Annotated in this window: 22 protein-coding genes and 1 pseudogene; 13 read left to right on the top strand and 10 right to left on the bottom strand. The window is 59.9% G+C overall.

The window, feature by feature from the left end; genetic code table 11:
• The first annotated feature begins 14 nt into the window (after window positions 1-14).
• The 11 genes and pseudogenes from CK910_RS09110 to CK910_RS09160 all read left to right on the top strand — a co-directional run bounded on the left by CK910_RS09110 (window position 15) and on the right by CK910_RS09160 (window position 13,049).
• Window positions 15-611 carry a LysE family translocator gene (locus CK910_RS09110; RefSeq protein ID WP_042865565.1) on the top strand — a complete coding sequence of 199 codons (597 nt, stop codon included), beginning with the start codon at window positions 15-17 and terminating at the stop codon, window positions 609-611.
• Window positions 612-729: 118 nt separating this feature from the next.
• A complete protein-coding gene (locus tag CK910_RS09115; protein ID WP_098982394.1) occupies window positions 730-1,320 on the top strand; it encodes a LysE family translocator in 591 nt (196 codons plus the stop codon).
• A gap of 121 nt (window positions 1,321-1,441) precedes the next feature.
• Window positions 1,442-2,134 (top strand): aspartate/glutamate racemase family protein, encoded by a 693-nt coding sequence (locus CK910_RS09120; protein WP_098982396.1) that lies wholly within the window; start codon window positions 1,442-1,444, stop codon window positions 2,132-2,134.
• Window positions 2,135-2,261: 127 nt separating this feature from the next.
• Window positions 2,262-3,928, top strand: a pseudogene (cueO, locus tag CK910_RS24585) (multicopper oxidase CueO).
• Window positions 3,929-4,086: 158 nt separating this feature from the next.
• Window positions 4,087-5,193 (top strand): 1-acyl-sn-glycerol-3-phosphate acyltransferase, encoded by a 1,107-nt coding sequence (locus tag CK910_RS09130; RefSeq protein ID WP_043138660.1) that lies wholly within the window; start codon window positions 4,087-4,089, stop codon window positions 5,191-5,193.
• A 303-nt stretch (window positions 5,194-5,496) separates the two neighbouring features.
• Window positions 5,497-5,967, top strand: a complete 471-nt coding sequence (locus tag CK910_RS09135; protein WP_043138662.1) for a YhcH/YjgK/YiaL family protein — start codon at window positions 5,497-5,499, stop codon at window positions 5,965-5,967.
• Between the two features lie 175 nt (window positions 5,968-6,142).
• Window positions 6,143-7,342: an acetate kinase gene (locus CK910_RS09140; protein ID WP_098982399.1), complete on the top strand. Its 1,200-nt coding sequence runs from the start codon at window positions 6,143-6,145 to the stop codon at window positions 7,340-7,342.
• 134 nt (window positions 7,343-7,476) lie between these two features.
• Window positions 7,477-8,733 carry a mechanosensitive ion channel family protein gene (locus CK910_RS09145; protein WP_098982401.1) on the top strand — a complete coding sequence of 419 codons (1,257 nt, stop codon included), beginning with the start codon at window positions 7,477-7,479 and terminating at the stop codon, window positions 8,731-8,733.
• 171 nt (window positions 8,734-8,904) lie between these two features.
• A complete protein-coding gene (locus tag CK910_RS09150) occupies window positions 8,905-9,831 on the top strand; it encodes a L,D-transpeptidase family protein (protein ID WP_146047139.1) in 927 nt (308 codons plus the stop codon).
• A gap of 289 nt (window positions 9,832-10,120) precedes the next feature.
• Window positions 10,121-11,638 carry a sodium/proline symporter PutP gene (putP, locus tag CK910_RS09155; RefSeq protein WP_098982406.1) on the top strand — a complete coding sequence of 506 codons (1,518 nt, stop codon included), beginning with the start codon at window positions 10,121-10,123 and terminating at the stop codon, window positions 11,636-11,638.
• Window positions 11,639-11,906: 268 nt separating this feature from the next.
• Complete coding sequence (locus CK910_RS09160) at window positions 11,907-13,049, top strand: hypothetical protein (RefSeq protein WP_172955278.1); 1,143 nt, start codon at window positions 11,907-11,909, stop codon at window positions 13,047-13,049.
• A gap of 94 nt (window positions 13,050-13,143) precedes the next feature.
• Here CK910_RS09160 and CK910_RS09165 read toward each other — a convergent pair whose 3' ends face one another.
• From CK910_RS09165 to CK910_RS09185, 5 genes are all read right to left on the bottom strand, one after another.
• Window positions 13,144-13,629 carry a GNAT family N-acetyltransferase gene (locus CK910_RS09165; protein WP_098982409.1) on the bottom strand — a complete coding sequence of 162 codons (486 nt, stop codon included), beginning with the start codon at window positions 13,627-13,629 and terminating at the stop codon, window positions 13,144-13,146.
• A 145-nt stretch (window positions 13,630-13,774) separates the two neighbouring features.
• Window positions 13,775-14,665: a hypothetical protein gene (locus CK910_RS09170; protein ID WP_098982411.1), complete on the bottom strand. Its 891-nt coding sequence runs from the start codon at window positions 14,663-14,665 to the stop codon at window positions 13,775-13,777.
• Between the two features lie 265 nt (window positions 14,666-14,930).
• Window positions 14,931-15,359 carry a VOC family protein gene (locus tag CK910_RS09175; RefSeq protein ID WP_098982414.1) on the bottom strand — a complete coding sequence of 143 codons (429 nt, stop codon included), beginning with the start codon at window positions 15,357-15,359 and terminating at the stop codon, window positions 14,931-14,933.
• Window positions 15,360-15,788: 429 nt separating this feature from the next.
• Window positions 15,789-16,388 carry an MliC family protein gene (locus tag CK910_RS09180; protein ID WP_098982417.1) on the bottom strand — a complete coding sequence of 200 codons (600 nt, stop codon included), beginning with the start codon at window positions 16,386-16,388 and terminating at the stop codon, window positions 15,789-15,791.
• Window positions 16,389-16,511: 123 nt separating this feature from the next.
• Window positions 16,512-16,874 carry a DUF2061 domain-containing protein gene (locus tag CK910_RS09185; RefSeq protein WP_098982419.1) on the bottom strand — a complete coding sequence of 121 codons (363 nt, stop codon included), beginning with the start codon at window positions 16,872-16,874 and terminating at the stop codon, window positions 16,512-16,514.
• 183 nt (window positions 16,875-17,057) lie between these two features.
• Between CK910_RS09185 and CK910_RS09190 the strand changes: the two genes are divergently transcribed.
• Window positions 17,058-17,264 carry a hypothetical protein gene (locus CK910_RS09190; RefSeq protein WP_172955279.1) on the top strand — a complete coding sequence of 69 codons (207 nt, stop codon included), beginning with the start codon at window positions 17,058-17,060 and terminating at the stop codon, window positions 17,262-17,264.
• 104 nt (window positions 17,265-17,368) lie between these two features.
• On the opposite strand, the gene CK910_RS09195 is transcribed toward CK910_RS09190, so the two are convergent.
• Genes CK910_RS09195 through CK910_RS09205 form a run of 3 tightly spaced genes read right to left on the bottom strand, consistent with a single transcriptional unit; the run spans window position 17,369 to window position 20,581 of the window.
• Window positions 17,369-18,223, bottom strand: coding sequence for a 23S rRNA (adenine(2030)-N(6))-methyltransferase RlmJ (locus CK910_RS09195; protein ID WP_098982424.1), 855 nt, complete (start codon window positions 18,221-18,223; stop codon window positions 17,369-17,371).
• Window positions 18,217-18,678 (bottom strand): DUF2390 domain-containing protein, encoded by a 462-nt coding sequence (locus CK910_RS09200; RefSeq protein WP_172955280.1) that lies wholly within the window; start codon window positions 18,676-18,678, stop codon window positions 18,217-18,219. The genes CK910_RS09195 and CK910_RS09200 overlap by 7 nt, the downstream gene beginning before the upstream one ends.
• Window positions 18,671-20,581, bottom strand: a complete 1,911-nt coding sequence (locus CK910_RS09205) for an ABC transporter ATP-binding protein (RefSeq protein WP_098982427.1) — start codon at window positions 20,579-20,581, stop codon at window positions 18,671-18,673. The genes CK910_RS09200 and CK910_RS09205 overlap by 8 nt, the downstream gene beginning before the upstream one ends.
• Window positions 20,582-20,734: 153 nt before the next feature.
• Between CK910_RS09205 and CK910_RS09210 the strand changes: the two genes are divergently transcribed.
• Window positions 20,735-21,145 carry a CBS domain-containing protein gene (locus CK910_RS09210; protein ID WP_043138697.1) on the top strand — a complete coding sequence of 137 codons (411 nt, stop codon included), beginning with the start codon at window positions 20,735-20,737 and terminating at the stop codon, window positions 21,143-21,145.
• Window positions 21,146-21,230: 85 nt separating this feature from the next.
• Here the strand turns inward: CK910_RS09210 and CK910_RS09215 are convergent, their stop codons facing one another.
• Both CK910_RS09215 and CK910_RS09220 read right to left on the bottom strand, forming a co-directional pair.
• Window positions 21,231-21,686 carry an NfeD family protein gene (locus CK910_RS09215; protein ID WP_042869488.1) on the bottom strand — a complete coding sequence of 152 codons (456 nt, stop codon included), beginning with the start codon at window positions 21,684-21,686 and terminating at the stop codon, window positions 21,231-21,233.
• Entirely contained in the window at window positions 21,683-22,606 is a 924-nt protein-coding gene (locus CK910_RS09220) for an SPFH domain-containing protein (RefSeq protein WP_043138703.1), read from the bottom strand. The genes CK910_RS09215 and CK910_RS09220 overlap by 4 nt, the downstream gene beginning before the upstream one ends.
• Window positions 22,607-22,747: the final 141 nt, after the last annotated feature.

The raw sequence follows: 22,747 nt of genomic DNA on the forward strand, positions 1-22,747 counted from the left end.
TTCAGGAGTCAATGATGACGATAGAATGGTATGCCACCCTGTTTGGCTTCGCCGTGCTCACCTGTGGCACGCCGGGCCCCAACAACCTCATGCTGACCGCCTCCGGCGCCAACTTCGGGGTGCGCCGCACCCTGCCGCACCTGATGGGCGTGGCTGTGGGTCAACCCGTGCTGCAACTTGTGCTGGCGCTGGGGCTCTATCCTCTGTTCGAGCGCTGGCCCCTGCTGCGGCTGGGGCTGCAGATCTTCGGCAGCCTCTATCTGTTGCTGCTGGCATGGCGCATCGCCGTGGCCGGTGCCCCCGGTGATCCGGCCCGACGCGCCCGTCCGCTGACCCTGCTGGAAGGGCTGGGCTTCCAGTTTCTCAATCCCAAGGCCTGGATGATGGGCATCTCCGCCATCAGTCTGTTCAGCCTGACCGGGGCCAGCTACTGGCCGAGCCAGCTCGCCGTGATGACCATGTTTGTGCTGGTGGCCCTGCCGGTCTGCTTTGTCTGGGTCTTGTTCGGCCATCAGCTGAGCAACTGGATCAGCACGGATCGGGGCTGGCGGCGCCTCAATGGCTCCCTCGGTGTGCTGACGGCGCTCTGTGTGGTCATGCTCTGGTATTGAGCCGCGCCGCGCTGGCGGCCAGCAAGAAAGAGCCATTTCTGACTTGTCGCCGCGGGGCTGGCTCTGCATATTAGGAGGCTTGCCGCCGAGCCGGCGTTTGTATCACCAAGAGGTTGAGATGGATCTGAACTGGTTGTTTCCCCTGGCGGGCTTTGCCCTCATCACCTGCGGCACGCCGGGCCCCAACAACATGCTGCTCACCAGTGCCGGGGCGGCGCAGGGCTTTCGCCGCACCCTTCCCCTGCTGGTGGGAGTTGTCGGGGGGATCAATCTGATGATCCTGGCCACGGCGCTGGGACTTGGCGTCATGTTTGAAAAGGTGCCGCTGCTGCACGACGGCCTCAAGCTCATCGGTTCGGCCTACCTGCTCTGGCTGGCCTGGAAGGTGGCGACCGCCAGCGGCCCGGCCGAGGGCAACCGGCCGCTCATCCCGGCCCATCAGGGCGCCATGCTGCAACTGCTCAACCCCAAGGCCTGGATGATGGCGCTCTCCGCCATCAGCGGTTTCACCCTGGCGGGAGAGGCCTACTGGCCCTCCGCCGTCTGGGTGCTCGGCATCTTCTTCGTGACCGGCCTCTATACCGGGGCCTTCTGGGTGCTGTTCGGTGCCCAGGTGCGCCGCATCATACGCACCGCCCGTGGCTGGCGTCGTTTCAATCTGGGCATGGGGATCGCCACGGCGGCCTGCGTGCTGATGATCTGGATTTAGTCCGGGCCAGACCTTGAGCCCGGGCCTTTACCGGCTGTCTTGTTGGCCCTGCGGGGCCTTTTTTATTCCATTGGCGACGTGGTGAGCGGCGCCCTCTGTTCGGTTTGTACAAGGAGGTCCCATGAAATGTATCGGTCTGCTGGGTGGCATGAGCTGGGAGTCAACCGTCAGCTACTATCAGGCGCTCAACCGGGGCGTGCGCGAGCGGCTCGGCGGCCTGCACTCGGCGCGGGTGCTGCTGAGCAGCGTCGACTTTGCCGAGATAGAGCGACTGCAACACGCCGGCGACTGGCCCGCCACCGCCCGCCTGCTGGCGGCAGAAGCGCGGGCCATCCAGGCCGGCGGCGCCGATTTCTTGCTGATCGGCACCAACACCATGCACAAGGTGGCGCCCGAGATTGAGGCCGCCATCGACATTCCGCTGCTCCATATCGCCGATGCCACCGCCCGTCGTCTGCAAGCGGACGGGATAGATAGGGTCGGGCTGCTCGGTACCCGCTTCACCATGGAGCAGGATTTCTACAAGGGGCGGCTGCAGGACAAGTTCGGGCTGGAGGTGCTGGTGCCCGGCGAGGCGCAGCGGGAGCGGGTGCACCGCATCATCTATGACGAGCTGTGCCTTGGCGACATTCGCGACGCATCGCGAGCCGAGTACCTGGCCATCATAGCCGGGCTGGCCGAAGCGGGCGCCCAGGCGGTGATCCTGGGCTGCACCGAGATTGCGCTGCTGGTGGGGGATGCCGAGGCCGCGGTGCCGCTCTACGACACCACCGCCATCCATGCCGAGGCGGCGGTCACCCTGGCGCTGGCCTGAGGGCATGGCGCCCTGCCGGCAAGCGGATGGGCCAGAAATTGTCCTGCCGCCTGCTTGGCAGGGCTTGACCTTGCCATAGGGTTGCTGCTTAGGCTGGAGGTCAGCTTCCGCCAACGAGGATCGACTCATGCAGCGTCGCGATTTTCTCAAATTCTCCACCGCGCTCGGCGTCGCCGGTGCCCTGCCATGGTGGGGCCGGGTCTTCGCCGCCGAGCGGCCCGCCCTGCCCATTCCCGCCGTGCTCGAACCGGACGAGAGCGGCGTGATCCAGCTGATCGCCCAGCCCGGCCAGATGCGCTGGCGGCGCCAGCCGACCCACAGCTGGGGCTATAACGGCAACCTGCTCGGCCCCACGCTGCGCGCCCGCCAGGGGCAGGCGGTGCGGATCAGCGTCAGCAACCGGCTGGCAGAGACCAGCACGGTACACTGGCACGGGCTGGAGGTGCCGGGCAGCGCAGATGGCGGCCCTCAGGCCAGCATTCCCCCCGGCAAGCAGTGGCGAGCGGCATTTCGCATCGAACAGCCCGCAGCCACCTGCTGGTATCACCCCCATACCCACGGTCAGACCGGTCATCAGGTGGCCATGGGGCTGGCGGGGCTCTTCATTCTCGACGACGAGGAGAGCCTGCGACTGCCGCTGCCACAACGCTGGGGGCTGGACGACATACCCCTGGTGTTGCAGGACAAGCGGCTGGACGGCCAGGATCAGCTGGATTACCAGCTGGACGTGATGAGCGCGGCGGTCGGCTGGTTCGGCGATCTGATGCTGACCAACGGCGCCGTCTATCCGACCCACGACGCCCCTCGCGGCTGGCTGAGGTTGCGGCTGCTCAACGGCTGCAATGCCCGCTCCCTCACGCTGGCGGCCAGCGATGGGCGAGCACTCTATGTGATCGGCAGCGATGGTGGTCTGCTGGCGGAGCCGGTGGCGCTAAGCGAGCTGGCGTTGCTGCCGGGGGAGCGGTTCGAGGTGATGGTGGATGCCCGCAACGGCAAGCCGTTCGATCTGCTCTCTGCCGGTGCGCCAGATGGGCATGACGCTGGCACCGTTTGATGCGGCCCTGCCGCTGCTGCGGATCCAGCCCTCTCTCATCGAGGGCAAGGGGCGTCTGCCGGACAGTCTGGCCCGCTTGCCGGCGCTGCCGACGTGGCAGGGGCTGCCGAGCCGCCCCCTGACGCTGTCGATGGATCCCGAGCTGGATCGGCAGGGGATGCAGGCGCTGATGAGCCGCTATGGTCACGGTGCCATGGCGGGCATGAGCATGGATCATGGCAGTGCTGCGGGCATGGCTGGCATGGCAATGGGGGGAGATGAAGGGAGCGCAAGGCGACGCCGGTGACATGGCGGGGATGGATCATGGCGCCATGGCCATGCCGGCGGGCGAGATGCAGCACGGCACCATGGCCGGGATGCAGGATGGCAAGGGCAGTGCCAAGCCGCTGGATCTGCACGGCGGCAACCGGATCAACGGCCAGCCTTTCGCCATGAATGACCCGCAGTTTGCGGTCAAGCGGGGCCAGACCGAGCGCTGGATCATCTCGGGGGAGGGGGACATGATGCTGCACCCCTTCCATATCCACGGCACCCGTTTCCGGATCCTGAGCGAGAACGGCCAGCCGGTGGCACAGCACCGTGCCGGCTGGAAGGACATCGTCAAGGTGGAGGGTGGGCGCAGCGAGGTGCTGGTGCGTTTCGATCGCCCGGCGCCGAAGGAGCGGGCCTACATGGCCCACTGTCACCTGCTGGAGCACGAGGACACCGGCATGATGATCTCGTTTACTGTGGAAGAGTAAAAAGATGGCCCAAACGGGGCTATTTGTTCATTTCACTGGTCAGATCTCACTATCTACGCACATCGCATACCCCTTGGCATAAAAGCGTGTAAAATTGCGCCCTGAATTTCCCGGCCAGCGCGCGCTGGCCGCGACTCCTTACATGCAAGGCAGACACTGTGACAGAAGTAGATAGATTCGCGGACATTCGCCCCTACCGCGATGAAGAAGTGCCGGCAGCCATAGAACGGCTGATCCGGGATGATGAATTCGTCGGCGCCATCGCCAAGTATCGTTTCGGCTCCCTGATGAGCTGGCTGGGCTGGGCCATACGCCCGCTGATCCGCCAGTTCCTGCGCTACAAGTGGTCCAAGGTGACCACCATCCATCAGGTGCAGATGGGCGTGACCCGTTACATGTCCCGCATGATCGCCACCTCCACCAAGGGGGTGACCTTCTCGGGGATCGAGCATCTGAAGAAGGAGCAGGGCTACCTGTTTGTCTCCAACCACAGGGACATCGCCATGGATCCGGCGTTCGTCAACTGGGGACTGCATACCCACGGCTTCGACACGGTACGTATCGCCATCGGTGACAACCTGCTGCGCAAACCCTGCGCCACCGAGCTGATGAAGCTCAACAAGAGCTTCATCGTCAAGCGCTCCGCCAAGGGGCCGCGGGAGATGATGAAAATGCTCGGCGAGCTGTCTGCCTACATAGGCCAGTCGGTACACGAGGGTCACTCCATCTGGATCGCCCAGAAAGAAGGGCGCGCCAAGAATGGCGATGACAAGACGGATCCGGCCATCCTCAAGATGTTCTACGTGGACGGCAAGAAGCAGAAAATCGACTTCGTCGACTACATGCGCAGCCTCAACATAGTGCCGGTCAGCATCAGCTACGAGCTGGATCCCACCGACAAGGCCAAGGCGCGCGAGTTGTACGAGAAGTCGGTCAACGGCAGCTACGAGAAGGGCGAGTTCGAGGACATCGAGAGCATAGTCGCCGGCATCGTCGGCCAGAAAGGGCGGGTACACGTCTCCTTCGGCGCCCCCATCACCGAGGGCTTCAGCGATCCGGACGAACTGGCGGCGCTGATCGACAAGGCGATCTGGGGCAACTATCGCCTCTTCCCGGGCAACTACCTGGCCGCAGATGTGTCCGGCAAGGCCAATACCATAGAGCAGGCTGCCTTCCTGACTCGTCAGTCAGAGGTGCCACAAGAGCACAAGGCCATCTGGCGCGCCATGTATGCCAAGCCGGTGGAAAACGCCCGCAAGGCTTGAATGACACCGATTGTGCGAAAAAAACGGGAGCAGATGCTCCCGTTTTTGCGTCTGGTCAAAGTCGGCGGCGATGGAGTAGTGAATAATATTGTTTCAGCTGGTACGATCACTGGGCGAATACGCTTGCGCCTCTTGGCAAGCTGCGGATGAGTGTGTAACAGTGGCCTCATCACGCTCGGCACGAGCAAATGCTCTACTCCTGTCTGCACGGATTGCAGACGGTGTGACACAAGGACCTGAACAGGGTCCTTTTTCATTTTGCGGCAAAGATGCCGCCTGAATACACCTAAGGATCCGCTCGCCATGATCACCGGCAGTCTGAATACCCTGCAGCGCACGCCGCTGCCCGCCCCGCTGGATAGCATCATGGCCGAGGTGGTGAAGAGCGTGGAACAGTGGCTGAATGCGCCGCTCGGCAAGCGCGAGATCGACGGCCTCACGCTGTTCTGTCTGGTGAGCGAAGAGCTGACCGAGCCGGCCGCGGATCGCCGTGGCGAGTTCCATCAGCAGTATCTGGATATCCAGCTGCTGTTGCGTGGTGAAGAGTGGATAGGGGTCGGGCCTCATGCTTATGGCAATGAGGGTGCCGATCATCCCCATCCCGATCTCTGGTTCGTCGACGACGAACAGACCAGTTATCTGGCGTTGCAGCCCGGCGACTTCGCCATCTTCTGGCCGGGAGAACTGCATCGCCCTCTCTGTACCCCCAACCAGCCGGCTCAGGTGAAGAAGCTGGTGGTCAAGGTGCACAGGGATCTGCTGGCCGGCCTGTAACCACCGGCGCAGCCTGGCCAAGATGAGTGCACGGAATCATCTGGATTTGCACTTAACGTATTGAAAAATTGGGCGCACTTTCCTGCGACCATAAGCCCCCGGCAGGGGAATCCCATCCACTTCTGGATGACACGACACTGTCGGCATAAAGCCGAAGCACAGGAAGATGTAGAACATGAGCAAGTTGGTATTGATCCTTAACTGCGGTAGCTCTTCCCTGAAATTTGCCGTAATGGACGCCGAAACAGGTGAGGACATGCTGTCCGGCCTGGCCGAATGCTTCAATCTGGATGATGCACGTATCAAATGGAAACTCCACGGGGTCAAGGGCGAAGCCATGCTGGGAGCGGGCGCCGCACACCAGGCTGCCCTCGACCATATAGTGGGTCACATCCTGCCCCAGGATCCCTCTCTGGCCGAGCAGCTGGTGGCCATCGGCCATCGCATCGTGCACGGTGGCGAGCAGTTCTCCCGCTCCGTTCGCATCGATGATGGCGTGATCGCCGGCATCGAAGCCGCCATTCCGTTCGCTCCCCTGCACAACCCGGCGCACCTTATCGGCATCCGTGCCGCGCTCAAGGTCTTCCCGGCCCTGGTCGAGAAGAACGTGGCCGTGTTCGACACCGCCTTCCACCAGACCCTGCCGCAGGAAGCCTATCTCTACGCGCTGCCCTACAAGCTCTACAAAGAGAACGGCATCCGTCGTTACGGCGCCCACGGCACCTCCCACCGCTTCATCGCGGAAGAAGCCGCCAAGGCGCTGGGCAAGCCGCTGGCCGAGCTCAACATCATCAACTGCCACCTGGGCAACGGTGCCTCCGTCTGCGCCATCAAGAACGGCGAGTCCGTCGACACCTCCATGGGCCTGACCCCGCTGGAAGGGCTGGCGATGGGCACCCGTTGCGGCGACATAGACCCGGCTGTGGTCTTCTTCATGCACGACCAGCTCGGTTACAGCGTGGATGAGATCAACCACACCCTCACTCGTGAGTCCGGTCTGCTGGGCCTGACCGAGGTGAGCAGTGACTGCCGCTATGTCACCACCAACTATGCGACCGACGCCGGCGCCAAGCGTGCGCTGGATGTGTTCACCTACCGGGTGGCCAAGTATGTCGGTGCCTATGCCGCCGCCATGGAGGGTCGTCTGGACGCTCTGGTGTTCACCGGCGGTATCGGTGAAAATGCCGCCATGGTGCGCGAGATGGTGCTGGGTCGTCTGGCCCTGTTCGGTTTCAAGGTAGATAAAGAAGCGAACAATGCCGCCGTGCTCGGTGGTGAGGGTCCCATCACGGCCGAAGGCAGCCGCCTGGCGCTGGTGATGCCCACCAACGAAGAGCTGGTCATCGCCCGCGATGCCCTGAGCCTGGTCGGCTAACGCCACCTCGCCCTGAATCAACGCCCGGCCTGCGCCGGGCGTTGTCGTTTCCGGCCCCTGGTTGAGCGGCTTGTCATTTGACATGGGGTGGCAGATACGTACCCTGACGACTGTTTCACGCATTGGAGGTAGGGATGAAGGAGATGTTTTTTCACTGGCTGACCGGCATGGGGATCGAAGTCAGCGGCCTGATGGCACTGGTGATCGCCCTGGGCTTTATCGTCCTTACTTCGCTGGTGCTGCACATGCTGTTGCACCGGGTGCTGCTGGTGCGGCTGGTTGGCATCCTCGGCAAGACCAAGCAGGTGTGGCTGCCGCCCCAGCTGCAACAACGTCTGTTCTACCGGCTCGCCTTCGTGCTGCAGGGGGCCGTGCTGCTCGGCCAGGCCGAGATCTGGCTGCCGCGCAAATCCGAGAGCCTGCAGTGGATCGAGATGCTGGCCCAGTTCTGGATCCTGCTGTTCCTGCTGCTGGCGCTGTTCGCCCTGCTCGACTGCATGCTGTCGGTGAGCCGCTACACCCGGCTCGGGCGGGATCTGCCCCTGCGCGGCATCTTCCAGGGGGTGAAGCTGGTGGGCAGCATACTGGTCGGCATCCTGATGATCGCCCTGCTGCTCGGCAAGTCACCGCTGTTCCTGTTCAGCGGCCTGGGGGCCATGACAGCCGTGCTGATGTTGGTGTTCAAGGATCCCATCCTCGGCCTGGTGGCGGGGATCCAGCTCTCAGCCAACCGCATGCTGAGCGTCGGTGACTGGCTGCAGATGGACAAGTACGGCGCCGACGGCGAGGTGACCGACATAGGCCTCACCACCGTCAAGGTGTCGAACTGGGACAAGACCATCACCACCATTCCCACCTATGCCCTCATCTCCGACTCCTTCAAGAACTGGCAGGGGATGACCGAATCCGGTGGTCGCCGCATCAAGCGCAGCGTCAGCATCGACATGACCAGCGTGCGCTTTCTGAGCGCGGATGAGCAGTTGCAGCTCAAGCAGGCCCAGCTGCTGGCGCCCTATCTGAGCCGCAAGGAGCAGGAGCTGAGCGTCTACAACCAGCAACTCAGCGATGCCTTGAGCTGCCCCATCAACGGTCGTCACCTCACCAATCTGGGTACCCTGCGCGCCTATCTGGACGCCTACCTGCGGGCCCATCCCGGCATTCGCAAGGACATGACGCTGATGGTGCGCCAGCTGGCACCGACTACTGACGGTTTGCCGCTGGAGATTTACTGCTTCACAGCGACCACCGCCTGGGCCGATTACGAAGGGATCCAGGCCGATATTTTCGACCATATCTTTGCCATCATTGAGCAATTTCATCTGCGGTTGCACCAATCTCCCACAGGTTACGATATGCGCACCTGGCAACGGGGATCCGTCAGCAACGGCTAAAACCGCCCGGCGGCGCGCAGGGGCATAAAATCCTGCGTCGCCGCCCCATTTGCTTGTTGAATTTTGGCCAAGAGAGGAGAAAAATGGCGGCCTTCTCTCCGCCCCCGGACCGCCCAGCCGATCCCGGGTCAGCCCAGAGTCTTGAACCACGTCATCCATTACAGGAAAGTTATGAAGCTCCTTCACAATACTGCGGCCGCTCTGTGCTGCAGCCTCGTCTTGGCCGCCGCGCCAGTGCTTGCTGTTGAATATGCCCTGCCTGCGGCCAACAGCCGTCTGGTGGGTGAAAATCTGGAATACGTGGTGCCGGCAGAGGAAAATGGCCAGCCGCTGGAAGCCGCTGCCGCCAAATTCCAGCTGGGTCTGACCAACATGCTCGAAGCCAACCCCAAGGCGGATCCCCTGCTGCTGCAGGCTGGCGAGAAGCTCATCGTGCCGCATCAGCTGATCCTGCCGGATGCCCCGCGCGAGGGGCTAGTGCTGAACGTGGCCGAGATGCGCCTCTACTACTACCCGAAAGGCAAGAAGGTGGTGGAAGTGCTGCCCATCGGCATCGGCCAGCTCGGCACCGACACCCCGGAAAACTGGGTGACCAGCGTGCAGCGCAAGAAGGCGGGCCCGACCTGGACCCCGACCGCCAAGATGCATGCCGAGTATGCCGCCCGTGGCGAGAGCCTGCCGGCAGTCTGGCCCGCCGGCCCGGACAACCCCATGGGGCTGTTTGCGCTCTACATCGGCAAGATGTACGCCATCCACGGCACCAATGCCCAGTTCGGCATAGGTCTGCGGGTGAGCCACGGTTGCGTGCGTCTGCGCAACGAAGACATCGAATACCTGTTCAAGAAGATACCGGTCGGCACCCGAGTGCAGTTCGTGAACCAGCCGATCAAGGCCTCGGTCGAGCCGGATGGTCGCCGTTATCTGGAAGTGCATCAGCCGCTGTCCCGCAGCCAGGAGGAGTTCAACTCCAGCCTGCCGGCGCCGCTGCCGATGACCCCGGCCGTGACCCGTTTCATCGCCCATGCCGACAGCGATTCCCAGCTGGTCAAGCAGGCGCTGGAACAGCGCAGCGGCATGCCGATCGCGATCAATCGCTGATCCTGGCGCCAATCGTCTCTAGCCTCGGCCACTGGCCGGGGCTTTTTTTTACCGCCATGCCGGGCTGGGTCAGGGGGGAGGGCGCCCCGATAAGCGGTTGCTGCATCAGGATAAAATCCGGCTGATTGCTCCTTGAGTGGTTCGTTAGTTAAAGATGAAACGTTTATATTGTGTTTTTTATTTGTTAAAAGTGGTTGAGGTCATGGGATCTGCTGATTAAGCTAGGGCGGTTTTTTAAGGAAGAGCCCGTCGTCAGAACGGGTACACACGTCACATAACGGAGTTTTGAATGACAGCCAGTACACCCATGCTTATCACCTTTCTGGTGTATATCCTCGGGATGGTGCTGATCGGCTTTATCGCCTATCGCGCCACCCGCAACTTTGATGACTACATACTCGGCGGCCGCCGCATGGGGAGCTGGGTCACCGCCCTCTCCGCCGGGGCCTCCGACATGAGCGGCTGGCTCTTGATGGGCCTGCCGGGCGCCGTCTTCATCGGCGGCATCTCCGAGAGCTGGATCGCCATCGGCCTCACCCTGGGGGCCTATCTCAACTGGCGCTGGGTCGCCGGTCGGCTGCGGGTTCACACCGAGAAGAACCGCAACGCCCTGACCCTGCCGGACTACTTCACCTACCGCTTCGAGGACAAGAGCCGGGTGCTGCGCATCCTCTCCGCCCTGGTGATCCTGCTGTTCTTCACCATCTACTGCGCCTCCGGCGTGGTGGCCGGTGCCCGCCTGTTCGAGAGCACCTTCGGCATGGATTACAACACAGCCCTCTGGGTCGGCGCCGCGGCCACCATCACCTATACCTTCTTCGGTGGCTTCCTCGCGGTGAGCTGGACCGATACGGTGCAGGCCACCCTGATGATCTTCGCCCTGATCCTCACCCCTGTGTTCGTCATCATAGCGGTGGGCGGCATAGACACCGCCATGGTGCAGGTGGCGGCGCAGAACGCCAGCAACCTCGACATGTTCAAGAACCTGGACTTCATCGCCATCATCTCGCTGATGGCCTGGGGCCTGGGCTACTTCGGCCAGCCCCACATATTGGCGCGCTTCATGGCGGCGGACTCCCACCACTCAATGGCCAATGCCCGCCGCATCAGCATGACCTGGATGGTGCTGTGCCTGGGCGGCGCCGTGGCCATCGGCTTCTTCGGCCTGGCCTACTTCTCCACCTTCACCGAGCAGGCCGCCGGCGTTACCGGCAACCCGGAGCGGGTCTTCATCGAGCTGTCCAAGATACTGTTCAACCCCTGGATCGCCGGCGTGTTGCTCTCCGCCATCCTGGCGGCCGTGATGAGTACCCTGAGCTGCCAGCTGCTGGTCTGCTCCAGCGCCATCACGGAAGATCTCTACAAGCCGTTCCTGCGCAAGAACGCCTCCCAGAAAGAGCTGGTGTGGGTCGGTCGCATGATGGTGCTGGTGATTGCGCTCATCGCCATCGCCGTTGCCATGAACCCGGAGAACCGGGTGCTGGGGCTGGTGAGCTACGCCTGGGCCGGCTTCGGTGCCGCCTTCGGTCCCGTGGTGCTGCTCTCCGTACTCTGGTCGCGCATGACCCGCAATGGCGCCTTGGCGGGCATGCTGGTCGGTGCCCTGACCGTCATCGTCTGGAAGCAGTTCGGCTGGCTGGGGCTCTATGAAATCATCCCTGGCTTCCTCTTCTCCGGCCTGGCGATCCTGGTGTTCAGCCTGCTGGACAAGGCCCCCTCCAAGGCCATGCTGGATCGCTTCGACGAAGCCGAGCGTGAGTTCCAGACCCCGCCCGACGCGCTGGGCGAGCCGGTCGCCGTCAACTGAGTCGGCCACTGCCGATAGCAAAAAGCCCCGCGATGCGGGGCTTTTTTGCCAGTACAAGCGACAGATCCGTATCGAAGACGCTCTGGATGCCAAAGATCCTTTCTGCGGTCTGAAAGAAGTTAAAAACCAGGCTTAATTGCTTGTCTTGCTCGTGTGTGGGTTGGCATGATGAAAGCCGGAACCGTATGGTTCCTTTTTCATCTGTTGATTGCCCATTTCTGCGAGAGAAAATTCAATATGCCCACTCTAATGAGTGGGCAGCGTGAGGATGGACGTCATCGCCACAACACAGGAGAGAAGGGTGATAGCAAGGTTTTGGCTGGGGTTGGGTTGCTTGTTGCTAGCTATGGTTGCGCAGGCCAGTGAGGTGTATCAGGGCAAGGTAGGACGTATGCCGGTAGTGATGACCCTTGATACGTCATCAGATGGTACGGTCAGTGGGCGTTACTTCTACCGCAAGTACCGAAAGGATATTCCCCTGTCGGGCAAGTGGGAGGGTAAGACCCTGCAGCTCTCAGAATTGTGGGATAACAGTGAACCCGAAAAGATCGCCATGCTCCTCGAGCGTTCCGGTAATGGTCTTCAGGGAACATGGGTCGGGAAAAAGCCTATTTCTGTGGTATTGAAGGTGGTCGATAGCAGCGCCATTGATATACAGGATCCGGCTCTTGTCAGCTGGCGTCAGCGTGATCTTTATGAACTCATGCGGCTTGAAGGACTCTCACTAAAACCGGGCAAACGCGAGTCATTCCAGGGTTATAGCTTGCAATGGCTACAAGAGTCGCAAAGTAAAATCACGCATTTTCGCATTACGTCAGGGCTACCTGCTGAGCAGCTTGGGATACTCAATCATGTGCTGGCAGAGCGTCAGTGGAGCGAGGTCGCCAGTTATTTTCAGTGTATGAGCACCCCAATGGGTGGGGAATTCGACCAGACGGTTAAGCCCCATTTCATCAGTCCGAACTTGCTCAGCGCTAGTATCTTTACCGGCTATTTTTGCGGTGGTGCACACCCTGACTTTGGTGATTCGCCATTAAACATTAATCTTGCCACCGGAGAGATGCTGACACTCGAAGACCTGCTCTGGGTTGGTAGTGGGACGCCAGTAAAGTTCGACAATCAGTCGTATGACCCTGCAGCATCTGAGTACAGGGAGAAGTATCTGGCCCCCTGGATCGTAAACGAGTTTCAGCGGCTCTACCCCAATGAGATGGTTCCCGATCCGGAAGAGTGCAATTACGCAGATCCGTCAGTCTGGGAGTATGCCTCTTGGTATATGACAGATAAGGGGATAGTGCTGGATCCTTCTTTTCCCCGTGTCGAGCGTAACTGCGAGCTGACCGAGTGGAGCATACTGCCCTGGTCGGTTATCAAGCCGCACCCGGGGCGATTACCGCGGCTGATGCCTTGATGAAAAAACCGGAACCCTTGAGTTCCGGTTTTTTTATGGCTGATCCTTGCCATAACGGCCTGAGAGGCGAGGGCGTTGAGTCTCTGGTCTCGGGTCAGACAAACGGGATCATGCGCTGATAGCGCCCTGCATATGCCTTGAAGCCCAGCTTTTCAAACAAGGCGATAGAGCGAACGTTATCTGCATCGATATCTGCGGTGAGGCGGGTTACTCCCAGCGTGCTGGCGTGGGCGAACAGCAATCGTAGCGCTTCCGACATAAACCCTCTGCGCCAGTAGGCCGTATTGAGCAGGCAGCCAACCTCGCAGCAGTGGCCCGCCTCGCTGAAACTGTGCAGGCCGCAGGTGCCTATCACCTTGTTGCCCTCCCGCTCGACAATCGCCCACTCAAGGGACTCCCCTGTTTGCTCCAGCCGCACCACGCTCGCCATCATCTGCGCCACCATGGCGGGAGAGGTAAAGCAGGGATCAGAGGCAAACTCCATGGTCAATGGATTGCCATAAATCTCGAACAGATTGGCAGTATCCTGCGGGCCAATGGTACGCAACACAATTCGTGTTCCGGTTAAGTCAGGCTTCATGAGTCTCCTTGGCTGGCATTATGCCAGCTAAGATACAAGTGAAAAATGAGACTGCGTAAAAGTCGGTGTCTGAAAGCAACTAGAACCATCACTAAATATTTGTATCGCGAATTTCCGATTACGCTTCGTTAATCTAATCTACTGGCTATGTTCTCTGCAGGATAATATATGAACCGAGTTGTTCGCTCGAAACATCATTATTCAACAGCAATGCTTCAACTGTTTCATCTATTTTCACTGACCTTCTAGAACTTGAGAAATCATCTATGTAAGAGCCAATGTAGATGTCTGAATCATTAGGGAAATTTTCAATATTATCATAGTCAATTCTGTCAAAGCCATAGGGTTTAAGTATTTCATAAACTTCACGAAGAGCAAGTTTAGGGGTGCTTGGGTTATAGCTGATGGTAAGGCAGTTAGGTGGTTTTTTGTCTACGCTTGTTGAACCAAATGTTTCAGAAATTAAATATCCTGATATAATTATTTTTTTCGCAATTTCCTTGTAATTTGGTATAAGGTCATTTAGAGCTATTTGTGTTGAGCTTTTATTCTTTTGTAGTTCATATGATGAAAGAGATGCCTTAGTCTCACTGATTTTTTCTAAAACAGATTGCACATCAATTTCGCTGACATCCTGATTGGATAATCTATTGTAAATACTCTCTAGGTTATTTTCTATTGCCTCTATCTTATCGTTATTTAAATTCTGGAATTTCTTTATTTCATCTAGCAAAAAGTCATTGCTTTTAACTCTATCCTTTACTGTCCCAGTGATTTTTTCCAAGTGCTTAGAATAATAGGTATCCTCTTGGAGTTCTGCTCTAAATTTTGTTTGTAAGAAAAATATCAACCCAAGAAAAATTGGAACATTGCAAACTGCTGCAATAACAAGCAATCCTGGTGCCCACTCTGGACTGCTCAATACCCTCGCAGCACCCAAGAATGAACCGTTAATTAAAATTAATCCGACCAACCACGCAGCCAATAGCTGGATCGGTTTTGTAACGTGGTTTGGGTTTATTTTTTGTTCTGACATGTCCTATATACCATTAAATGTGAAAATATTTAACGTCCCACACTGGGAACCAGCGTTATTGAACGTTTTATGTACGTGGTTAAATTTTTAAAAGATATTCGTACTGGGGAGTCATTAAGTCCGCTTTACTCATGTTCTCTGGCAACTGCATAAAATGTTAAAATCTCTTGAGCGAAAACATAATTTTCCCACCCAATTGGAGCAGTGCATTGTTGCTCACGTTGAATAATGTAGGAGCCACAATTATGGGGGTTACATCTGCATGCTAAAACCGAATTTCCACCGACTCCACACTGCGCTTTGCCTCGCCGTGATAAACCGCTTCGATATTATTGCCATCTGGATCGAGGACAAAAGCGGCGTAGTAGCCTGGGTGATAATTGCGCTCGCCGGGGGCGCCGTTGTCCTGGCCGCCGTGAGCGAGGGCCGCCTGATAGAAACGATCCACCATGGCCCTGTCTTGCGCCTGAAACGCCAGATGATGGCGGCCGGTCAGTACCCCCAGTGCAGCCGGGCTGTCGACTGAAGTGGCAAACAGCTCGTCTGCCCAGAAGTAACCCTCACCCGTGCCACCCATGGGAATATCGAGGGTGGCCAGGATGGCGGAATAAAAGCGCTGGCTGGCGGCCAGATCCTTTACCACCAGTTGGAGATGGTCGATCAGCCGACCGCGATGCAGTGTTTGTGTTTCCATACACCACCTTGCTTTGCATGTTGTGGATGAGTCAGCGGCTTGCCGGCCCCTTGCGGTGATCAGAAGGGATTGGCAAGCCGATGGCATGGCTACCGCCCCTGAATTTCAGCCTCCAGTGTGCTGCTTTTGACCAAGAGGTGAGGGTTGGCAGGGCTCATGGGTGACTCCGACGAGGCGTTTGTTGCCAATCGGGTATGTTAGCGGGCGTGGTGAAGAGGGGAAGGACGAGATGGAAGATTTCTGGGCAGGATCAACAAATTAATGAACAAGGCGGTTTGATCGATAGATGGCAGGGAGCTGTGCAAGGCGTTTTCGAAAGGCGGTGCTGGCGAGTGCGTGACTCTGGATGGCTGAGGCCGCTCTCTGGCATAGCGGGGGGGCCATGGTGTTCGGCAAGGGGGCTGCTTGCTGGCGGCCCCCGTATTGCGGTCAGTTGCCCTTGGTCGGGATCTCGGTACAGGCAAGTGTCGGCTGGCCGTAACGCTCCAGGCTGGCCTCGTTGCCCTTGGTGAAGAGGCTGAGGTTCTGGCCTTCATAACGGGCGCCGCTGGCGCTGGGGGCTTCATAGGCGAGCACCTGTTGCTGGCTATCCCCTTCGCTCAGATTGATCACGGCGGCGGGCAGCTTGGCATCGTTATAGAAGTAGGTGGAGAGGGTGAGGTTTTTGCCGCACTGGTAATCGACCGGCGTCGGTACCGTCAGCTGGCCGCCTTTTATCTGCAACTCGGTGATCCGCTGCTGGTAGTTCTCCTCCACACACTGGCGCAGATCCTTGGCCTTCCAGCAGTCGTTGCGACCCTTGATCCAGCCGCGCTGCATGGCTTTCTCGGTTTTGAGCTGTTCGGGGGAAAGGTTGGCGAGCGCCTTGGGATAGAGGGTGGCCAGTTCGTTATCCAGTGCCGCCAGCGCGGCATCCTTGCAGATCAGGGTTTCGACCGTGCCGGCTGTCTTGGCACAATCAAAGGAAGGGGTGGCGGCGCAGGCCAGCAGAGGGGTAAAGAGAAGAGGGCCGAGCAGCAGCTTGTTCATCGGAAAGACTCCAGCAAAAAGAGTGGGATACCCGCTACTAGAGCACAATGAGACGGGGCCGCCGAGCGCTTTTTCACACTTGGCGACCCCGGTTGGCGGAGTGGATCCGGTGCAGGCCCGGACTTAGGCCAGCGCCAGTGGCTGGCGGGTGCGCCACAGCCGCTCGTGGAAGAAGAAGACGACTGTGTTGATGGCAGGCTCTATCGTCGCCATCACGCCGCCGGTGAGCAGCTCGCCGCTCAGCAGGTAGGCGACCCCGAAGGCCACGGAAAAGTGCACCAGGGCGAAGCTGCTGGTCTTGGCCTGCAGGCTGTGGCTGGGCTTGAACTTGTGCCAGCCGAGATCATGGAAGTAGAAGGCGACCGTGTTGATGGCGGGCTCGATCAGGGCGATCAGGCTGGCGGTGAGCAGCTCACCGGTCAGCAGGTAAGCCAGGGTAAAGGCCACGATGAAGTGCAGGGCGGCAAAGCTGATGGTCTTTTTCATGATGATGGCTCCCTCTGGTGATGACAGCAGTATCCGCCAGAATGACATCAAATGAAAACTATTCTCATCTAATGGTTGGATAGGGAGAACCTATCAAGGGGGATGGATCTGCCACCATGATGGGGCCTTGCCCAAGGCCGTCACACAGCTAGACTGGGCTTTTGCCATGAAAAAGGAGATTTCATGACGATCAACTCGACCCTGTTTGGGCAGTTCATCTTGCTGCTGATGATCATCGTCGGCGTCCTTGCCTGGCGACTGGCCCGTCGCAAGAGTCGGCATCCCGTGCTCATCACCTTCCTGTGCGTGCTGCTTTGCTTGGCACCGCCCTTTGCCATATTGGCCTTGCTGATATTGGCGCTGAAACAGGATCTGTCCGCCCGCGCATAAGGGCTGCACCGGTTGTCGCACAAACACAGGCCGCCGCACCAATAGAAAAAGCCCCATGATGGGGCTTTTTGTTTTTAAGCTCGGTTGCAGCGTGGGCGCGGGGATTAATCCTCGGCCTTGTTCAGCCACTCGACCTTGTACTGGGCACCGGCGCCCTGGGCCAGTTTGGCGCACAAGGGTTGCAAGAAGGCTTCGATCTGCTCGGCCAGCATCCAGGGGGGGCTCACTATCAGCATGCCTGAGCCGTTCATGCCCCAATCGGCGGTCTGACCGGCCACTTCCAGCTCGGCCACCAGGACGTTACCGAAGTTCTCCCGCTTGATGGCGCGCAGCATGTCGCGGGATTTGTCCGCCTCCTGACCCAGAATCGGATACCAGAGCGCATAGATGCCGGTCGCCCAGCGCTTCTGCGCCTTTTTCAGGGTATCGACCACGGCGAAGTAATCTTCCTTCAGCTCATAGGGCGGGTCGATCAGTACCAGTCCACGGCGCGGAGTCGGTGGCAGCAGGGCTACCAGCCCCTCGAAACCGTCACGGTGGTGGACGGCGACGCGAGGATCGTAGCCCATGTTGGCGCGCAGGTCTTCCACCTCGTTGTTGTGCAGCTCCATCAGCGCCAGCTTGTCCTGCTCGCGGGCGAGGCGGCGTGACAGCTCGGGGGAGCCTGGGTAGTAGTGCAGCTCGCCGCTCTGATTCATCTCTTCGATAACGCCGAGATAGGGGGCCATGGCAGACCACTGGGCCCGTTCATCCCACAGCCGGCCTATGCCGTCGGCGTATTCCGCCTTCTTCTGGGACCAGTCGCCGCGCAAGTCGTAGAGACCGCCGCCGGCATGGGTGTCCAGCACTATGAAGGGTTTCTCCTTCTTTTTGAGGGACTCGATGATCAGGGCCTGAACGGCGTGTTTCAGCACGTCGGCGTGGTTGCCGGCGTGAAAGGCGTGGCGATAACTCAGCATATTAGATCTCTGAGGGGGCCCTGCTGAGCCCCCAGTAACGATAGATAGTTCAACAAATTGTGGCTCTTGCCCCGAAACAGGGTGAGGCTGCGCAGCGTCTGCAGCAGGACGCCCTGCTGCAGCCGTTCCAGCTCCAGCTCGTGGGCCAGCATGGCCTGATACTCTTCCTCATCCAGCCGCGACTTGGCGCTCTGGCGCAGGGTGCGCCAGGGGGTCAGTACCGCTTCGGTCTGCACCAGCGCAGGTTGCAGATCGGTCAGGTCGACCTGGATATCGGTCTGATCCAGCCGGTGCAGCAAGAGCGCCAGATTGACGTTGCCGCCCTGCGCCTGCACGGTCAGCCAGTCCTGGCTGCGCTCGCCATAGATCTTGCCGCTCCAGTGCCAGAAGCCCAGCGGCGTCGGCAGTTCGTGCACGGCGACCCGCTCGGCCGCCATCAGCTGTTCGTCACGCAAAGAAGGCCTGCTCCATGGTTTCCAGCTCCTCTGAGAGGCTCATCCACTCCAGCTCCACCCCTTCCAGCTCCTCCTTGATGGGGCCCTGGGACTTGAGCAGTTCGGAGAGCTTGTTCTTGGCGCTCTCTTCGTAGATGGCGGGATCGGCCAGCTGCTCTTCCACCGCGGCCAGCCGGGTCTGCAGTTTCTCCATGCTGGCTTCGAGCTTCTCCAGCTTCTGGCGCAGGGGGCGGGTCGCTTGCCGGAACTCCGCCTCGCGCCGCTTCTGATCCTTGCGCGCCAGCGCCGAGTTGGCGGAGATGATGCCATTGCTTGGCTTGGCGTTGGCCTCTTTCTCCTGCTCGCCGAGCCACTTGTGGTAGTCGTCCAGATCGCCGTCGAAGGCTTCGACCCGGCCACCGTGTACCAGATAGAAGTCATCCGTGGTGGTGCGCAGCAGGTGACGGTCGTGAGAGACCACCACCATGGCGCCCTCGAAGCCTTGCAGCGCCATGGTCAGGGCGTGGCGCATCTCCAGATCCAGGTGGTTGGTCGGTTCATCCAGCAGCAGGAGGTTCGGCTTTTGCCAGGTGACGAGGGCCAGCACCAGCCGCGCCTTCTCGCCGCCGGAGAAGGGGGCTACCTTGTCGAGCGCCTTGTCACCGTGAAAGCCAAAGCTGCCCAGATAGTTGCGCAGCTCCTGCTCGGACTTGTCCGGCGCGAGGCGGGCCAGGTGATCGAGCGGAGTATCGTCGAGGCGCAGTGTCTCCAGCTGATGCTGGGCGAAGTAGCCGATGCTGACCCCGGCGCTCACCTCCAGCTTGCCCGACAGGGGGGGATTGGAGCCTGACAGCATCTTGATGAAGGTGGACTTGCCGGCGCCGTTGCGACCGAGCAGGCCGATGCGCGAACCCGGCACCAGGTTCATCTTGATCTTCTCCAGGATCACCTTGTCGCCGTAACCGGCGCTGAGGTTCTCCATGGCGATGAGCGGGGTCGGCAGGGCCGACGGCTCGCGAAACTCGAAGCTGAACTCGGAGTCGGCGTGGGCGGGCAGGAGTTTTTCCATCCGCTCCATGGCTTTGAGGCGACTCTGGGCCTGACGGGCCTTGGAGGCCTTGTAGCGGAAGCGGTCCACATAGGCCTGCATGTGGGACACCTCCCGCTGCTGCTTCTCGTACATGGACTGCTGCTGGGCCAGCTGTTCGGCGCGCTGTAGTTCGAAGTCGGAGTAGCCGCCTGTGTATTCGTTCAGCTTGCCGTTCTCGATGTGGATGATGCGGCTGATGACCGAATCGAGGAAGTCACGGTCGTGAGAGATAAGAACCAGCGTGCCTTGATAGCCCTTGAGCCACTTCTCCAGCCAGATGACGGCATCGAGATCCAGGTGGTTGGTCGGTTCATCGAGCAGCAGCAGATCGGAGCGGCACAGCAGCGCCTGGGCCAGGTTGAGGCGCATGCGCCAGCCACCGGAGAAACTCCTGACGGGAGACGCGAGCTGATCGTCGCTGAAACCTAGACCGTGCAGCAGCTCGGCGGCGCGGGCCCGAATGCTGTAAGCGCCTATGGTGTCGAGCTTGCCGTGCAGATCGGCCACCAGGATGCCGTTGTCATCCAGCTCGGCCTGGGCCAGCTGGGCCTCCAGCGAGCGGAACTCCTTGTCGCCGTCGATCACGTACTCCAGCGCGGAGCAGTCAAGGGCCGGCGTCTCCTGGGCGACGCCGGCGATCTGCCAGCCGGCGGGCAGGCTGAAGCTGCCGCTGTCGATGGCCAGCTCGCCCCGTACCAGTGCAAAAAAGGTGGACTTGCCACAGCCGTTTTTACCCACCAGGCCCACCTTGTGGCCCGGGTGTATGGTGGCGGAGGCGTTGTCCAGCAGCTTGCGGCCGCCGCGGATCAGTTCGATTTGACTGGCAACTATCATGGATGGGGTCTGCTTGCTCAAATGGAGGAGAAAAACTGGCGCGGATCTTACGTGAAATGGCGCAGATTTGCACTTGAGGTGGGGGGCTCCCACTGGCTGGGGGGGCAAAAACATGCCATAACAGAGAAATCAGCCAGGGTTGGGGAGGTTAGCATGCTTATCAGGGACATAATGACGACCCGGGTCGCCACCGTTTCCATGGACGACAGGCTCACTGTCATCAAGGATATCTTCGAGCAGGCTCACTTTCGTCACCTGCTGGTGTTGGAGGAAGAGGAGCTGGTGGGAGTCATCTCGGACCGGGATCTGTTTCGCGCCATCAGCCCTTACCTCGACTCCGAGGCCGAGATGAGCCGAGATACCGAGACCCTCAATCGGCGCGCCCACCAGATCATGAGTCGCCACCCCGTCACCATAGCCCCCCAGCTGCCGGTGCGCGACGGCGTCAAGATGATGCTGGAGAAGAACGTCTCCTGCCTGCCAGTGCTGGAAAATGGTGCCCTGGTCGGCATCATCAGCTGGAAGGATCTGCTGCGCACCGCCCTCGACAGCGACGCCTTCTAGGCACGCCGGCGCAGGTCGGCAAGGCAACGAAAAAGGGCTCCGTGGAGCCCTTTTTATCGGATGTGCGTGGTGACACTCGCTCGCCTCAGGGCAAGGGTTCCACCAGCAGGATATGGGAATCCGCCCCCACCACCTTGACCCGACTGCCCGCGGTGAGCGGCACCGGGCTGCGCACCGTCCAGACGGTGTCATCCAGATGCACCCGGCTTGTTCCCTGCACCACATCATCCAGCAGGGTCAACTCACGGCCCAGATAGCTCTGCATCCGCTCATTGATGGGGGCCGCCGCATCCTGACCCGAGCTGTCCTGCCGGTGCTGCCAGCGCCACCAGGCCCAGGTGGTGAGCAGGGATTGCACCGCAAACAGCAGCAGCTGCGCTTGCCAGCCGAAGGGCCAGAGCAGCAGGATCAGGCCGACTTCCAGCGCGGCTATGCCGGTCCAGAGCAGGAAACCCACCGAACTCATCACTTCGATGGCCAGCAGCACGAAGCCGAGCCCCAGCCAGTGCCAGTGGGTCAGCCCCTCGAACAGGGCTGTCATGACTTGCTACTCTTGCCGTCCTTGTTGAACAGCTCGGCCATGCCGGCGACCGAGCCAATCAGGCTGCCCGCTTCCAGCGGCATCATGATGATCTTGCTGTTGGGGCCTTCGCCGATACGGGCCAGCGCTTCGGTGTATTTCTGGGCAACAAAGTAGTTGATGGCCTGCATATCCCCTTCCGCTATAGCTTTTGAGACCATATGGGTCGCCTTGGCTTCCGCCTCGGCGGCCCGCTCCCGCGCTTCGGCGGCGAGGAAGGCGGCCTGACGCTCACCCTCGGCCTTGAGGATCTGGGACTGCTTCTCGCCTTCGGCTTTCAGTATCTTGGACTGGCGTACCCCTTCGGCTTCCAGCACCTCGGCCCGTTTCTGGCGCTCGGCCTTCATCTGGGCGTTCATGGCTTCCACCAGTGCCAGCGGCGGGCGTACATCCTTGATCTCGATCCGGGTCACCTTGATGCCCCAGGGGGCAGTGGCCGCATCCATGGTGCGCAGCAGCTTCTCGTTGATGGTGTCGCGCTGGGAGAGCATCTCGTCCAGCTCCATGGCGCCGAGTACGGTCCGCATGTTGGTCATGGTGAGATTGCGGATGGCGCTGGGGAGATCGTTGACCTCATAGGCCCCCTTGCGGGCATCGACCACCTGCACGAAGCTGATGGCGTCTATGGTGACGTTGGCGTTGTCACGGGAGATCACCTCCTGCGCCGGGATGTCCAGCACCTGCTCCATCATGATGATCTTGTGGCCGACCCTGTCCACATAGGGGATCAGCAGGTTGAGACCGGGGGAGAGGGTGCGGGTGTAGCGGCCGAAGCGCTCCACTGTCCAGTTGTAGCCCTGCGGCACTATCTTGATCCCGGCACTCAGGGTGATGATCACCAGGAACACGAAGATCCCCAGCACAATCAATGACTCATTCATTATTAAGCTCCTTATGAAACACTTTCACTAGCCTATGGCCTGGCGCCGAGCACCACAAGGATGTTCTCTCGCCTTTGTCATCATACGGCTTTGCTAATTACTAAAACGCATTAAAAAGCATTTTTTATTATTTTGAGGGAT

This window comes from Aeromonas sp. CA23, from assembly GCF_002587065.1.
GTDB classification, from domain to species: domain Bacteria; phylum Pseudomonadota; class Gammaproteobacteria; order Enterobacterales; family Aeromonadaceae; genus Aeromonas; species Aeromonas bestiarum.